Annotated in this window: 13 protein-coding genes; 5 read left to right on the top strand and 8 right to left on the bottom strand. The window is 67.3% G+C overall.

The window, feature by feature from the left end; genetic code table 11:
• The first annotated feature begins 72 nt into the window (after positions 1–72).
• Positions 73–369 carry a 4a-hydroxytetrahydrobiopterin dehydratase gene (locus tag PIB44_RS02330; RefSeq protein ID WP_024355112.1) on the top strand — a complete coding sequence of 99 codons (297 nt, stop codon included), beginning with the start codon at positions 73–75 and terminating at the stop codon, positions 367–369.
• A complete protein-coding gene (locus PIB44_RS02325; RefSeq protein ID WP_278070278.1) occupies positions 366–1,160 on the top strand; it encodes an SDR family oxidoreductase in 795 nt (264 codons plus the stop codon). The genes PIB44_RS02330 and PIB44_RS02325 overlap by 4 nt, the downstream gene beginning before the upstream one ends.
• A 195-nt stretch (positions 1,161–1,355) precedes the next feature.
• On the opposite strand, the gene PIB44_RS02320 is transcribed toward PIB44_RS02325, so the two are convergent.
• The 5 genes from PIB44_RS02320 to PIB44_RS02300 form a co-directional block, all read right to left on the bottom strand.
• Positions 1,356–2,699, bottom strand: coding sequence for an amidohydrolase family protein (locus PIB44_RS02320; protein ID WP_278070277.1), 1,344 nt, complete (start codon positions 2,697–2,699; stop codon positions 1,356–1,358).
• 3 nt (positions 2,700–2,702) lie between these two features.
• A complete protein-coding gene (locus PIB44_RS02315; RefSeq protein ID WP_227157863.1) occupies positions 2,703–4,199 on the bottom strand; it encodes an amidohydrolase in 1,497 nt (498 codons plus the stop codon).
• Positions 4,200–4,315: 116 nt separating this feature from the next.
• Positions 4,316–4,597 carry a DUF167 domain-containing protein gene (locus PIB44_RS02310; protein ID WP_227157864.1) on the bottom strand — a complete coding sequence of 94 codons (282 nt, stop codon included), beginning with the start codon at positions 4,595–4,597 and terminating at the stop codon, positions 4,316–4,318.
• Between the two features lie 243 nt (positions 4,598–4,840).
• Positions 4,841–5,770: an electron transfer flavoprotein subunit alpha/FixB family protein gene (locus tag PIB44_RS02305; RefSeq protein ID WP_278070276.1), complete on the bottom strand. Its 930-nt coding sequence runs from the start codon at positions 5,768–5,770 to the stop codon at positions 4,841–4,843.
• Positions 5,770–6,534: an electron transfer flavoprotein subunit beta/FixA family protein gene (locus PIB44_RS02300; protein WP_025976101.1), complete on the bottom strand. Its 765-nt coding sequence runs from the start codon at positions 6,532–6,534 to the stop codon at positions 5,770–5,772. Before PIB44_RS02300 ends, PIB44_RS02305 begins: the two co-directional genes overlap by 1 nt.
• A gap of 125 nt (positions 6,535–6,659) precedes the next feature.
• Here PIB44_RS02300 and PIB44_RS02295 point away from each other — a divergent pair, with 125 nt between their 5' ends.
• Entirely contained in the window at positions 6,660–7,001 is a 342-nt protein-coding gene (locus PIB44_RS02295) for a hypothetical protein (protein ID WP_025976100.1), read from the top strand.
• Between the two features lie 30 nt (positions 7,002–7,031).
• On the opposite strand, the gene PIB44_RS02290 is transcribed toward PIB44_RS02295, so the two are convergent.
• Together PIB44_RS02290 and PIB44_RS02285 are read right to left on the bottom strand one after the other, a co-directional pair.
• A complete protein-coding gene (locus PIB44_RS02290) occupies positions 7,032–7,604 on the bottom strand; it encodes a cob(I)yrinic acid a,c-diamide adenosyltransferase (RefSeq protein WP_134582197.1) in 573 nt (190 codons plus the stop codon).
• A gap of 34 nt (positions 7,605–7,638) precedes the next feature.
• Positions 7,639–7,842: a twin transmembrane helix small protein gene (locus PIB44_RS02285; protein ID WP_025976098.1), complete on the bottom strand. Its 204-nt coding sequence runs from the start codon at positions 7,840–7,842 to the stop codon at positions 7,639–7,641.
• Positions 7,843–7,984: 142 nt separating this feature from the next.
• On the opposite strand from PIB44_RS02285, the gene PIB44_RS02280 reads away from it, so the two are divergent.
• Complete coding sequence (locus PIB44_RS02280; protein ID WP_278070275.1) at positions 7,985–10,141, top strand: TonB-dependent receptor domain-containing protein; 2,157 nt, start codon at positions 7,985–7,987, stop codon at positions 10,139–10,141.
• A gap of 113 nt (positions 10,142–10,254) precedes the next feature.
• A complete protein-coding gene (locus tag PIB44_RS02275; RefSeq protein WP_025976096.1) occupies positions 10,255–11,379 on the top strand; it encodes a hypothetical protein in 1,125 nt (374 codons plus the stop codon).
• Positions 11,380–11,597: 218 nt separating this feature from the next.
• Here the strand turns inward: PIB44_RS02275 and ahcY are convergent, their stop codons facing one another.
• Positions 11,598–12,989: an adenosylhomocysteinase gene (gene ahcY, locus PIB44_RS02270; RefSeq protein ID WP_025976095.1), complete on the bottom strand. Its 1,392-nt coding sequence runs from the start codon at positions 12,987–12,989 to the stop codon at positions 11,598–11,600.
• Between the last annotated feature and the right edge of the window lie 219 nt (positions 12,990–13,208).

The following is a 13,208-nucleotide window of genomic DNA, read 5'->3' as shown; positions in this document are numbered from 1 at the left end:
TCTGACGCAGGCTGACGGCTTGTCGCGTCACTGGGCGCGCGATACGCCTGACGAAAGCATAAGGAGACGCCCATGACCGCCGCCCTCGACGTGACCGAAGTTCTGGCGGGCCTGCCCGACTGGCGCCGCGCCGACGATCCGCGCCCGGCCATCGCGCGGACCCTGCGTTTCGCCGATTTCAACGCCGCCTTCGGCTTCATGACCCGCGTCGCCCTGCTGGCCGACAAGGTCGATCACCATCCGGAGTGGTCGAACGTCTACAATCGCGTCGAGGTGCTGCTGACCACCCATGACGCCGACGGGGTGACCGAGCGCGACGTGGCGATGGCCCGCTTCATCGACGAGGCGGTCAAGGGCCTGGTCGAGTGACGGCCCCCCGATCGGGCCGCGTCGCGGGCAAGGCGGCCCTGATCACCGGCGCCGCTGGCGGGCTGGGCCAGGCGATGGCGCGGATGCTGGTCCGCGAGGGCGCCAACGTCGCGCTCAGCGATCTGGAGCTGAACGGCGTCCGCGCCCTGGCCGAGGCGATCAACGCCGACCACCCCGGCAAGGCCTTCGCCTATGAACACGACGTCACGCGCGAGGACGACTGGGTCCGCGTCGTCGGCGCGGCGGTCGAGGACATGGGCGGGCTCAGCATCCTGGTGAACAACGCTGGGATCGGCGGCCAGCTTTTGTGGGCCGAGCAAGACACGCTGGAGAACTGGCGCAAGGTTCAGGCGATCAACTTGGAATCCGTCATGCTGGGCTGCAAGCACGCCATGGCGCCGCTGCGGGCCTCGGGCGCGGGGTCCATCATCAACATCTCGTCCATCGCGGGACTGGCGGCGGCGCCGGGCATGGGCGCCTATAACGCCACCAAGGCGGCGGTCTGGCTCTACACCAAGACGGTGGCGCTGGAAGCGGCCAAGGCAGGCTGGAACGTGCGGGCCAACTCGGTGCACCCGGTCTTCATCAAGACGCCGATCCTCGATCCCTTCGTCGCCATGGCGGGCGGGGACGAGGCGAGCGCCCATGAGAGGCTGGCGCGCGGCATCCCGCTGAAGCGCATCGGCCAACCGGACGACGTGGCCTACTGCGTGCTGTATCTCGCCTCGGACGAGTCCAAGTTCGTGACCGGAGCGGAGTTCAAGATCGACGGCGGACTGACAGCGCAGTAGCGCTCGGGCCTACAAACCCGCTCATCCCGGCGGACGCCGGGACCCAGTTCTTTGGCTTCAAGCTGGACATTGGAAACCGCTGTGCGCGGAGTTCTCACTGGGTCCCTGCGTCCGCCGGGATGAACGGAAGTCGAAAGCAATGACAAAGGGCGCCGCGGTCTCCCGCAGCGCCCCTCTGTCGTCAGGCTTGAAGCCTCAGTTGCCGTAGGCGGGCGGCATCGCCCCTTCGCCGCCGGTGCGATAGCGGTCGCGCAGCAGCAGGTTGCGCGCCTGCAGCGGCTGCTCCACCCCGTCGATCAGCACGGCCGAGGGCTGGCTCAGCGGCTCCAGCGGGTCGCCCGACCAGACCACGACGTCGCCCGCCGCGCCGGCCTTCAACTCGCCGAACTGGCCGTCGAAGCCGAAGATGCGGGCCGGGTTGACCGTGATCGCCTGGATGGCCGCCGCGAAGGGCAGGCCGTGCGAGACGGCGTTGCCGGCGTTGTAGCGGATATCGCGGGCGCGGTGGGCCGAGCCCTCATTGCCCTTGAGGGCGATGACCACGCCCGCCGCGTTCAGGGCCGCCGCATTCTGCATCCGAGCCGCCCGCATCTCGAAGTTCGAAGGCAGATTGGTGGTCGGGTGCAGGATGACCGGAACCTTGGCCGCCGCGATCTCGTCGGCGACCAGCCAGCCTTCGGCGGCGCCGTCCAGGATGATCTTGATCCCTTCCTCGCGCGCCAGACGCAGCACCTGCTGAATGTCCGAGGCGCGGTTGACGGTGACGATCAGCGGCATACGCCCGTCGGCCACCGGGATCAGGGCCTCCATATCGGCGCGCGACAGCGACAGGGCGCGCATGTCGGCCCGCTCATAGGCGGCCTTGTTGCGGGCGTAGGCCCGCACCTCGGCCAGGGTCTCCTTGAACAGGACGAACTCGGCGCCACGCGCGCCGCCCGCCACCGCCTTGCCGGCCTCGCCGAAGGGCGCGACCATGGCCACGCGCGGCTTCACCAGGATGTCGGCGCCGCCCAGCTTGATGACCGCCGCCTGACCCGCGAACAGGCCCGGCGTCTGGAAGCCGCCCGCCCCGGCGCCGGCGAAGTCGCTGTCGTCATGGCTGTGACCGCCGCCCGAACCGCCGTGCTGCGGCGTGACGACGGCGCGCGTGACGCCGCCGAGACGCGCCACCGGCAGGGTGAAGGACCACGGGTCCAGCCCGTAGGACAGGTCGAAGGCCGCCGTCAGGGTGTTGGCGCGGTTGGCCAGATCGTTCGAGCCGCGCACCGAGCCGACCTCGGTGCCGCCGAGGCCGGAATCCACGGCGACGAAGCCCGGCGTCACCACCTTGCCGCGGGCGTCGATGACCCGCAGACCGGCCGGGGCCGCGCCGGTTCCGACCGAGACGACCTTGCCGTTACGGATGACCACGGTGCCGTTTTCGATCACCGAGGTTCCGGTCAGCACCTGGCCGCCGGTGATGGCGACGTCCTGCGCCAGGGCGGGACCGGTCAGGGCCAGGGCCGCGACAGCGCCCGCGAGGAGAGTTTTGATACGCATGGTTCAACGGGCTCCCTGGGCGACGCCAGCGGCGGACAGGCCGAAGCCGGGCTGACCCAGTTCGAAATCGGACACGGGCTGGAAGGCGGGGTTCTGACGGTCGAACGCCAGTCCGCCGTCGATGAAGACCTGGTCGGCGCGGGCGTAGATGGAGAAGGGATCGGCGCTCCAGATCACCACGTCGGCGCGCTTGCCGCTTTCCAGAGAGCCCGTCTCCTTGTCGATGCCGATGGACTTGGCCGCATTCAGCGTGATCCAGCTGATGGCGTGCTCTTCGGCGATGTTCATCCCGGCGCGGCGACCGGCCGACAGGGCGGCGGCGGCTTCCTGGTTCAGGCGCTGGATCAGTTCGGCGTCGTCCGAGTGGATGACGGCGCACGAGCCCTGGGGCGCGTCGGTCAGGGCGGCGTTCTCCTCGATGCCGTCCAGAGCCTCCATCTTGAAGCCCCACCAGCCGGTCCACATGGCGGCGCAGACGCCTTCGCGCGCCAGCAGAGGCGCGATCTTGTAGGCCTCGACCGCGTGGTGGAAGGTGGTGATCTTGTAGCCGAACTCCTTGGCCACATCGAGCATGACCGCCATCTCGTCGGCGCGGTAGCAGTGGTTCTGGATCAGGATCGACCCGTCCAGCACGCCCGCCAGGGTCTCAAGCTGCAGGTTGCGGGTCGGGGGCGTGCCCTGACCGGTCTCGCGCCACTTGTCCCACTTGTCCTTGTAGTCGCGGGCCGAGATGAAGGCGGCGCGATAGCCGGCGACATTGCCCATGCCGGTGGCGGGCGACTGGTTGCGGCCGCCGTAGACGCGCGAGGGGTTCTCGCCGCAGGCCATCTTCAGGCCGTAGGGGGCGCCCGGGAACTTCATCCCCTGCATGGTCACCGACGGCACGTTGCGCAGCGTCACGCCGCGACCGCCGAACAGGTTGGCCGAGCCGGGCAGGATCTGCACCGTCGTCACCCCGCCCGCGCGGGCGGCGTTGAAGCCGGGGTCCTGGGGCCAGATCGAGTGCTCGGACCAGACCTGGGCGGTGTTCGGGTTGGTGGCTTCGTTGCCGTCGCTCATCCCCTGCACGCCGGGCGAGGGATAGACGCCCAGGTGGCTGTGAATGTCGATGATGCCGGGCGTGACGAAGCGGCCGCGCGCGTCGACCACCTGGTGACCAGCCGGGACCGGGGTGTCCGCGCCGCCGACAGCGGCGATGCGGCCGTCGGTGACGACGACGACGCCGCCCTCGATCTTCTGGCCCGCGCCGGTCAGCACCGTGGCGCCGACGATGGCCATGTTCTGGCGCGGCAGGCCGCGATAGGTCGAGGGATAGGGGTCCTGATTGGCCCAGCCGTCCAGCCCCGGCGCCATCGTGCGGTCCTTGGAGGCCGACGACGTCGAAGCGGTCTGCGTCTTGGGCGACGCCTCGCCGGTCGTAGCGCAGGCCGAAAGGCTGAGCGCGCCGAGCGCGCAGGTGAGGACAGCGAGGCTTGGACCCCGCAGGCGACTGAACAACATGGGCGAGCCCCCTCGCGCCCGCGAACGGCGGGCAAACAATGGCGCGTATACAATCGCCTGTTTCCGTCAGGGTAAAGCTCTAAAAGCGGTTGCTCGCGGCAAAGTCAGCGAAGCGCTCAATCGGCGGGCAGACGGGCGCGGACCTCCGCGTCGGTCAGGCCGTCGACCTCGATCATCTTCAGCCGCGACTGGCCGCCGCGCGCCAGGGTCACGTCGCGCTTGGGCACGCCCAGCGCCTTGGCCAGGAAGGCGGTCAGGGCAGCGTTGGCCTCGCCCTCCACCGGCTGGGCGCGCACGCGGACCTTCAGCACGGGGCGGCCGTCCGGGTCGACGTCCCAACCGTCGATGCGATCGGCCGAGGCGCGCGGGGTCAGCTTGACGGGGATGCGGGCGGTCATGGGACGTGTTTGGCCCATTCACGCGAGAGCGCCAAGCTAACCTTCCCGCTCATCCCGGCGGACGCCGGGATCCAGTGCTTTGCCTCAGGCGCCGCGCAGGCTTGCGGATATCTCCACCGTTGAGCGCGCAGCTCTTACTGGGTCCCGGCGTCCGCCGGGATGAGCGGATATAGAAGGCGGATAAGAAAACGCGCCGGACGATCTCTCGCCCGGCGCGCTTCCAACTCAGCGTGACGACTGCCCTTAGCCCAGAGCGGCCATCAGTTCCGGCACGGCGGTCTTGTAGTCGGCGACCCAGCCGTAGTCGGCGACCTGGAAGATCGGGGCGTCGGCGTCCTTGTTGATCGCGACGATCACCTTGGAGTCCTTCATCCCGGCCAGGTGCTGGATGGCGCCCGAGATGCCGATGGCGATGTACAGGGCCGGGGCCACGACCTTGCCGGTCTGGCCGACCTGATAGTCGTTCGGGGCGTAACCCGCGTCGACCGCCGCGCGCGAGGCGCCGACGGCGGCGCCCAGCTTGTCGGCCAGCGGGTCCATGACGGCGTGGAACTCTTCGGCCGAGCCCAGGGCGCGGCCGCCCGAGACGACGATCTTGGCGGCGCCCAGTTCGGGGCGGTCCGACTTGACCATCTCTTCCGAGACGAAGGCGGTCTTGGGCGCTTCGCCGGCGGCGACGCTCTCGACCGCGGCCGAGCCGCCTTCAGCGGCGGCGGCGAAGGCCGTGGGGCGCACGGTGATGACCTTCTTGGCGTCGGCCGACTGGATCGTCTCCAGCGCGTTGCCCGCGTAGATCGGCCTGACGAAGGTGTCGCCCGAGACGACCTCGACGATGTCCGAGATCGGCGCGACGTCCAGCTTGGCGGCGAGGCGCGGAGCGAAGTTCTTGCCGTCCGTGGTGGCGGGGGCCAGAACGGCGTCATAGCTCGCCGCCAGCGGCAGGACAGTGGCTTCGACCGCTTCGGCCAGACCGTGAGCGACGGCGTCGCCCTCGGCCAGCAGGACCTTGCGGACGCCCGAAATCTTGGCGGCGGCGTCCGCGACGCCCTTGGCGTCCTTGCCCAGCACCAGGACGTCCACGTCCGACGACAGCGCCAGGGCGGCCGTCACGGTCTTGTGGGTGGTGTCGCGAACAGCCGAGCCGTCGTGGTCGGCGATGACGAGAACGGCCATTACAGAACCCCTGCGTCTTTGAGCTTGGAAACCAGTTCGGCCGCATCGGCGACCTTGACGCCCGCCGAACGCTTCGGCGGCTCCGTCACCTTGAGCACCTTCAGGCGGTCGGCCGTGTCGACGCCGTAATCGGCGACCGCCTTCACGGCGATCTCCTTCTTCTTGGCCTTCATGATGTTCGGCAAGCTGGCGTAGCGCGGCGTGTTCAGGCGCAGGTCGACCGACACGACGGCGGGCAGTTCGGCCGCAACCGTCTGCAGGCCGCCGTCGACTTCACGCGTCACCACAGCCTTGCCGCCCTCGATCACCAGCTTGCCGGCGAAGGTGGCCTGCGGCCAGTCCAACAGGGCGGCCAGCATCTGGCCGACCGCATTGTTGTCGCCGTCGATCGACTGCTTGCCCAGCAGGACCAGATCCGGCTTCTCTTCGTCGACCACCGCCTTCAGCACCTTGGCGACGGCCAGCGGCTCCAGGTCCGTGTCCGACTGCACCAGAACGCCGCGATCGGCGCCCATAGCCAGGGCCGTGCGGATGGTTTCCTGAGCCTGGGTCACGCCGATGGAGACGACGACGATCTCGGTCGCCGTGCCCGCGGCATGATGTTCCTTGCCTTCCTTCAGACGCACCGCCTCTTCGACGGCGATTTCGTCGAAGGGGTTCATGCTCATCTTGACGTTGGCCAGATCGACGCCGGTCTGATCCGCCTTGACGCGGGCCTTGACGTTATAGTCGATCACCCGTTTCACCGGGACGAGTACCTTCATGAGCCTATCCACTTGGTCATCGAAATGTCGGTCGAGGGATTGGACCGACGAGGCCGACCTGTCAACGTAACGCTACGTGAAGTGCGGTGGTGTCGCGGCCGCATTTTTGATTTATTGAGACCGGCATGAAACGCTTCCTGACGATCCGTCGCCTCAGCTTTATCTTCTTCAGCCTGTTTGCTGTGACGCTGGCGGGGGTGTTCATCCTGCAGCGTTTCTGGGTCGATCCGGGCGATCGCTGTACGGCCAAGGGCTATTGGTACGACTTGGAGACGCGCATCTGCGCCCAGCCCGTCTACATCCCCGACATCACCAAACGGCCGGAGGGCATGTCGCGCGCTGAAGCCTCGGCCGAGGCCAACCGCGACCTGGTCAAGCTGGAAGACCAGATCGCCGCCGACAAACGCGCCCGCGCCGCCGCCACCGAAGCCGAGCGCGAGCGGGTCAAGGCGCTGCAGGGACGCTAAGGCCTCCGGCTTTTCAGTCTGTGCTCAGCCTCAGCGCGTCGCGCCGGGGCGCCACAGCACGTCGCCCGCGCCGTTGGCGTTGGCGCGGCGGGCGGCGACGAAGAGGTGGTCCGACAGGCGGTTCAGATAGCGGACCGCCTCAGGGTTCACCGTCTCGCCGCTTTCCACCAGGCGCACGGCGTCGCGCTCGGCCCGCCGGCACACGGTGCGCGCCAGATGCAGATGCGCCGACAGCGGCGAACCGCCTGACAGGATGAAGCTGTCCAGCGGCTTGAGACATCCGTTCATCCAGTCGATCTCGCTTTCCAGACGCTCGACCTGAGAGGCGATGATGCGCAGCGCCTCCCACTTGGGCGCAGGCTCCAGCGGGGTGGCCAGGTCGGCGCCCAGGTCGAACAGCTCGTTCTGGATGCGGCCCAGCATGGCGTCGATGCGGTCGTTCTGGCCGCTGTTCAGGCGCGCCACGCCGATGACGGCGTTCAGTTCGTCCACCGTCCCATAGGCCTCGACCCGCAGATCGGTCTTGGACACCGGCGCGCCCGAGGCCAGTCGCGTCTGACCGGCGTCGCCGGTGCGGGTGTAAATCTTGTTCAGCGTCACCATGGCGCGCCCTCCCCTGTTTTCGTCGGCGCCGGCCTCAGCCCGCGTGCGTGCGTTTCAGCCACATTCCGATCATCAGCAGCAGCACCGCCACCGCCTGCAGGGCCACGCGCCACCGCATCAGCTTGTTGGACCGGACGCCGGCGCCCTCGCCCCCGCGCTGCAGGTTGTACAGGCCCAGGCCAAGGGTGATCGCGACGGCGGCCACGGCGATGAGGATCAGGATGTCGATGATGTCCATGACCGCCTCTTTAGGCCCACCCGCATTGGCGCGCCAGTCGGGTCCGAAACAAGCGCAAATGCGACCTATTCGCACACCCCGGTTGCCAGACAGATGCGAACGCTGTTGAGAAGCGTTCTCATTTCTTAAGGCCCTTCCCACCATGTCCTGCTTCCGCATCTCCCGCCGCTCGTCCCTGCTGACCGCCGCCGCCCTGATGACCGTCGCGGGTCCCGCGCCGGCCCTGGCCAGGGACAGCGGCGACGGGATGGATCAGGCGCACAAGGTCGCCGATGTCGTCGTCACCGCATCCGGCTTCGAACAGAGGATCACTCAGGCGCCCGCTTCGATCAGCGTGCTGCCGCGCCAGGAGATCGAAGAGATTCGCGCAACATCGATCGCCGAAATCCTCAGCAACATCGAGGGCGTGGACACCGGCTCGGGCGTCGGCAAGTCGGGCGGCCAGACCATCAACATCCGCGGCATGGGCCCGGACTACACCCTGATCCTGATCGACGGCCGCCGCCAGAACACCGCCGGCAGCGTCACGCCCAACGGCTTCAACGAAACCGCCAACAGCTTCCTGCCGCCGGTGTCGGCCATCGAGCGGGTCGAGGTGGTGCGCGGGCCGGTCGCCACCCTCTATGGTTCCGACGCCATGGGCGGCGTCATCAATCTGATCACCCGCAAGGTCGGGCAGGTTTGGACCGGCTCGGCCTCGGCCAACTATACGCTGCAGGGCGACAGCGAGTTCGGCGACTTCTGGGGTGTGAACGGCTACGCCTCGGGTCCGCTGATCGCCGACCGCCTCGGCCTGGCCCTGCGCGGCTCCTGGGCCGAGCGCGAGCAGTCCAACCTGAAGTACCGCGACGTGAACGGCGACGAGGTCGAGGTCGCCGGCTTCGGCCGCAGCGCCACCGCCTATGAGATCTGGACCCTGGGCGCCCGCCTCAGCCTGACGCCGAACACAGACCACGACCTGTGGCTGGACGTCGACGCCGCCAGCCAGTGGTACGACAACGCCAGGGGTCAGATGGGGACCAACACGGTCGCCGGCGGCTACAAGGACTTCCTGGAGTTCAACCGCGAGCAATACCTGCTGGCCCATAACTGGCGCTTCAGCTTCGGCACGCTGGAATCCACTCTGTCGCACAACAAGACCGAGACGCTGGGCCGTCTGATCCCGCGCGGCGTTTCCGGCGCTGGCGGCGACCGCACGTTGGAGACGACGACCACCCTGTTCGACACCAAGCTGAACAGCCAGTGGCGCAACCACACCTTCACCGTCGGGGGCCAGTATATGGACGCCGAAATGACCGACGGCGTGGCCAGCGGCAATTTCGTCTTCGAGCAATGGGCCCTGTTCGCCGAAGACGAATGGCGGCTGCGCGATGATCTGGCCCTGACCGTCGGCCTTCGTTACGACGACCACTCCAGCTTCGGCGACCATGTCAGCCCGCGCGCCTATCTGGTGTGGAACGCCAATGAGCAGTGGACGCTGAAGGGCGGCGTCAGCGGCGGCTACAAGACCCCGCGCCTGGAGCAGCTGACCCCCGGCATCAACGGGTTCGGCCGCCAGGGCGCCCTGCCGTTGATCGGCAGCCCGGGACTGAAGCCCGAGACCAGCACCGCCTATGAGTTCGGCGTCTATTTCGACAACGCCTCGACCTTCCGCGCCAACGCCACGATCTTCCGCAACGACTTCGAGGACAAGATCGCCTCGGGCCAACCGATCGCCAACTGCACCTTCGGCCTGACCCAGGCCCAGTATGACGCCGGGACCTATTCCAAGACGGGCTGCGCCGACGTGGGCTTTTGGTCCGCCATCAAGGAGTTCGGCCAGAGCGTGAACATCGACGAGGCCGTGACCCAGGGGCTGGAAGTCGCCGCCCGCTGGCGCTTCGCTGAAGCCTGGAGCCTGCACGGCAACTACACCTATACCGACAGCGAGCAGAAGTCCGGCGCCCGGGCGGGCCAGCGCCTGACCGACACGCCCGAACACATGGTCAACGCCCAGCTGCGCTGGCGGCCCACCGACCGCCTGTCGACCTGGGTGCGCGGCGAATATCGCTCCGAGCGCTGGCGCGGCGAAGGCGCCGCCCGCGACGCCCTGGGCGACTTCAAGGCCTATGAGCTGTTCCACATCGGCGGCTCGTACGAAGTCAACGACCGGGTGACGCTGAATGCGGCGGTCTACAACCTGTTCGACAAGGACTTCGTGCGCCTGGCTCCCTATGGGACGCCGGTCGCCTATTCGCCGGAATACGCCAACAATCAGGAACCGCGCCGCCTCTGGGTATCGGTGACGACGACCTTCTAAACCCGCTTCAGTTTCCTCCCCGACTGACCGGGCCGCCTCCTCCGGGAAGCGGCCCGTTTTTTTGACGTCAGCAAACTAAGCCGTTGGTCACCTTTGGCGAGCACAATGGCGGCATGACCGATCGCGCCATCCGCAATCTCGAACACCTACGCCGCACCGCCTCGACGGCGCGGGTGCTGAACCTGCTCAAGGTCTATGACGAACACGGCGACACCGAGGGCTGGGCCGAGCGGCCGATGTTCCGCACGCCTGCGCTGAACCGCGCCCTGATCATCAAGCACCGCCTGCGCCGCAACGAGACGGACGCCTTCCCCGGCCGGCGGCAGGTGGCGACCAAGATCGTGGTGCCGATCGACAGCACCGACCTGAAGACCGGCGGCCGCTTCATCTTCGTCAATCAGATCGGCTTTGAACGCGCCATGCATGAAGCGTTCGGCGTCGACGCCGATCACCCGGACCTGAAGACCCTGCGGCTGATGGACCGGCTGCCGTCGCTGGACCCCTTCCTGCTGCGCGAGCAACTGAGGCGCGGCAATGTCGACGCCGCGCCCTGCTACTTCGCCCTCAGCGACGCCGACCTGGAGCGGATGCTGGAGTTCGTCCAACTCGAAATCGAGCCCCTGGTGACCCTCAGCATCGGCGACGGGGTCGTGGCCGCCGGCTCGACCGCCCGCATGGCCGCGAAGATCCTGTCCAACGCGCCCGGCGACCGGCTGGAGGCCCTGCGCCTGACGCTGAAGCTGGAGCCTGAGCAGTATCAGGAGGGCGTCTTCTGCTGGAAGGGCTTCCTCTATTACAAATGGGCGCTCAGCAGCCTGATGGCCGACATCGTCAATGTCGCCGACGAGGTAGTGACGGTGCAGCCCGTCGGCCCCAGCGACCGGGCCGCCGCCGAATATATTCAACGCGGACGCGGCGTCCTGCGCGCGCGCATCATGAAGACCTGCGACGAGGTCAGCCGGACGCTGCGCTATTACGACGACGCCTATGCGGCCCTGACGCGCGAGGGCAATCCGGTGGCGTTCCGCGACTTTCTTCTGGAGGCGCCGGCCCTGTTCACGCGGCTGGGGGATCAGCTGGGCGCGGTGCAGCACATCGTCAGCTTCTGGCGCTTCCGTTTCAACCCCAAGGCGCCGCCGGTGGGGGTGGACGAGCTGATCGACATCTTCATGGACTTCGAGACCGGCCTGATGGGCCGCGGGCCGGACGAGTTCGATCCGCGCGACATCGCGGCGTGAACTGAGCGCCGCTTTCCTCCCCATGAAATGGGGAGGGGGACCCCGAAGGGGTGGAGGGGCTTGAACAGCGGGACGGAAAAGAAGGCCGAGGCGAAACCAAGCGGCCCCTCCGTCTCGTCGGCTACGCCGCCGATCCACCTCCCCATTGCATGGGGAGGAAAGAAAAACCCCGCGCTGTCGCCAGCGCGGGGTTCTGCTTTTCAGACCTTCCGCAGGCCTTAGTAGCGGTAGTGTTCCGGCTTGAACGGGCCCTGGACCGGCACGTTGATGTAGTCGGCCTGGTCCTGATTCAGCGTCGTCAGCTTGGCGCCCAGCTTGGCCAGGTGCAGGAAGGCGACCTTCTCGTCCAGGTGCTTGGGCAGAGTATAGACCTTGTTCTCGTACTTGGCGGCGTTGGTCCACAGTTCGATCTGGGCCAGCGTCTGGTTGGTGAAGGACGCCGACATCACGAACGACGGGTGGCCGGTCGCGTTGCCCAGGTTCACCAGACGGCCTTCCGACAGCAGGATGATCTTCTTGCCGTCCGGGAACTCGACGTGGTGGACCTGGTCCTTGATCTTGTCCCACTTGAAGTTCTTCAGGCCCGCGACCTGAATTTCCGAGTCGAAGTGGCCGATGTTGCAGACGATGGCGTTGTTGCGCATGGCGCGCATGTGCTCGACGCGGATGACGTCCTTGTTGCCCGTCGTGGTGACGAAGATGTCGGCCTTGTCGGCGACGTCTTCCAGAGTCTGGACCTCATAGCCTTCCATCGCCGCCTGCAGGGCGCAGATCGGGTCGATCTCGGTGACGATCACGCGGGCGCCGCCGTTGCGAAGCGAAGCGGCCGAGCCCTTGCCCACGTCGCCGTAGCCGCAGACCACCGCCACCTTGCCCGACAGCATGACGTCGGTGCCGCGACGGATGGCGTCGACCAGGGATTCACGGCAGCCGTACAGGTTGTCGAACTTTGACTTGGTGACGCTGTCGTTGACGTTGATGGCAGGGAAGGGCAGCTCGCCGCGCTCGGCCATCTGATACAGGCGGTGCACGCCCGTGGTGGTCTCTTCCGACACGCCGCCGATGGCGTCGCGGATGGCCGAGTAGAAGCCCGGCTTCTCCTTCAGGTAGCGCTTCATGACCGAGAAGAGGGCTTCCTCTTCCTCGTTCTGCGGATTGTCGAGGACCGACGCGTCCTTCTCGGCCTTCGGACCCAGCACGCACAGCAGGGTGGCGTCGCCGCCGTCGTCCAGGATCAGGTTCGGATAGCCGCCGTCGGCCCATTCAAAGATCTTGTGGGCGTATTCCCAGTACTCGACCAGATTCTCGCCCTTGAAGGCGAAGACCGGCGTGCCGGCGGCGGCGATCGCGGCGGCGGCGTGGTCCTGGGTCGAGAAGATGTTGCACGAAGCCCAGCGCACCTCGGCGCCCAGGGCTTCCAGCGTCTGGATCAACACGGCCGTCTGAATGGTCATGTGCAGGGAGCCGGCGATGCGGGCGCCCTTCAGCGGCTGGGACGCGCCGTATTCGTCGCGCAGCGCCATCAGGCCCGGCATCTCGGTTTCGGCGATGGCGATTTCCTTGTTGCCGAAATCGGCCAGGGAGATGTCGCGGACGATGTAGTCGGTCATGCTGGAATGTCTTTCGGCCACTATCAGGGGATTGTCGCCGCTATAGCGCGACGCGGCGGGTGGAGCAATCAAGACATAAGGATGTCTTTATATGAATCGGGCCAGGGCGCTGACCACCTCGGCCTCCCACAGCGATTTGAGCCCGCCCATTAAGGGAATCTACGCATCCGCGGCTTAACCCGGCCAATACCCTCTTGATGACAAGGGGTATTAAGGGCT

The sequence above is a fragment of the Brevundimonas sanguinis genome (assembly GCF_029636725.1).
GTDB lineage: Bacteria > Pseudomonadota > Alphaproteobacteria > Caulobacterales > Caulobacteraceae > Brevundimonas > Brevundimonas sanguinis.
The sequence above is the reverse complement of the archived record's forward strand: the minus strand, read 5'-3'. Positions and strand labels throughout refer to the sequence as shown.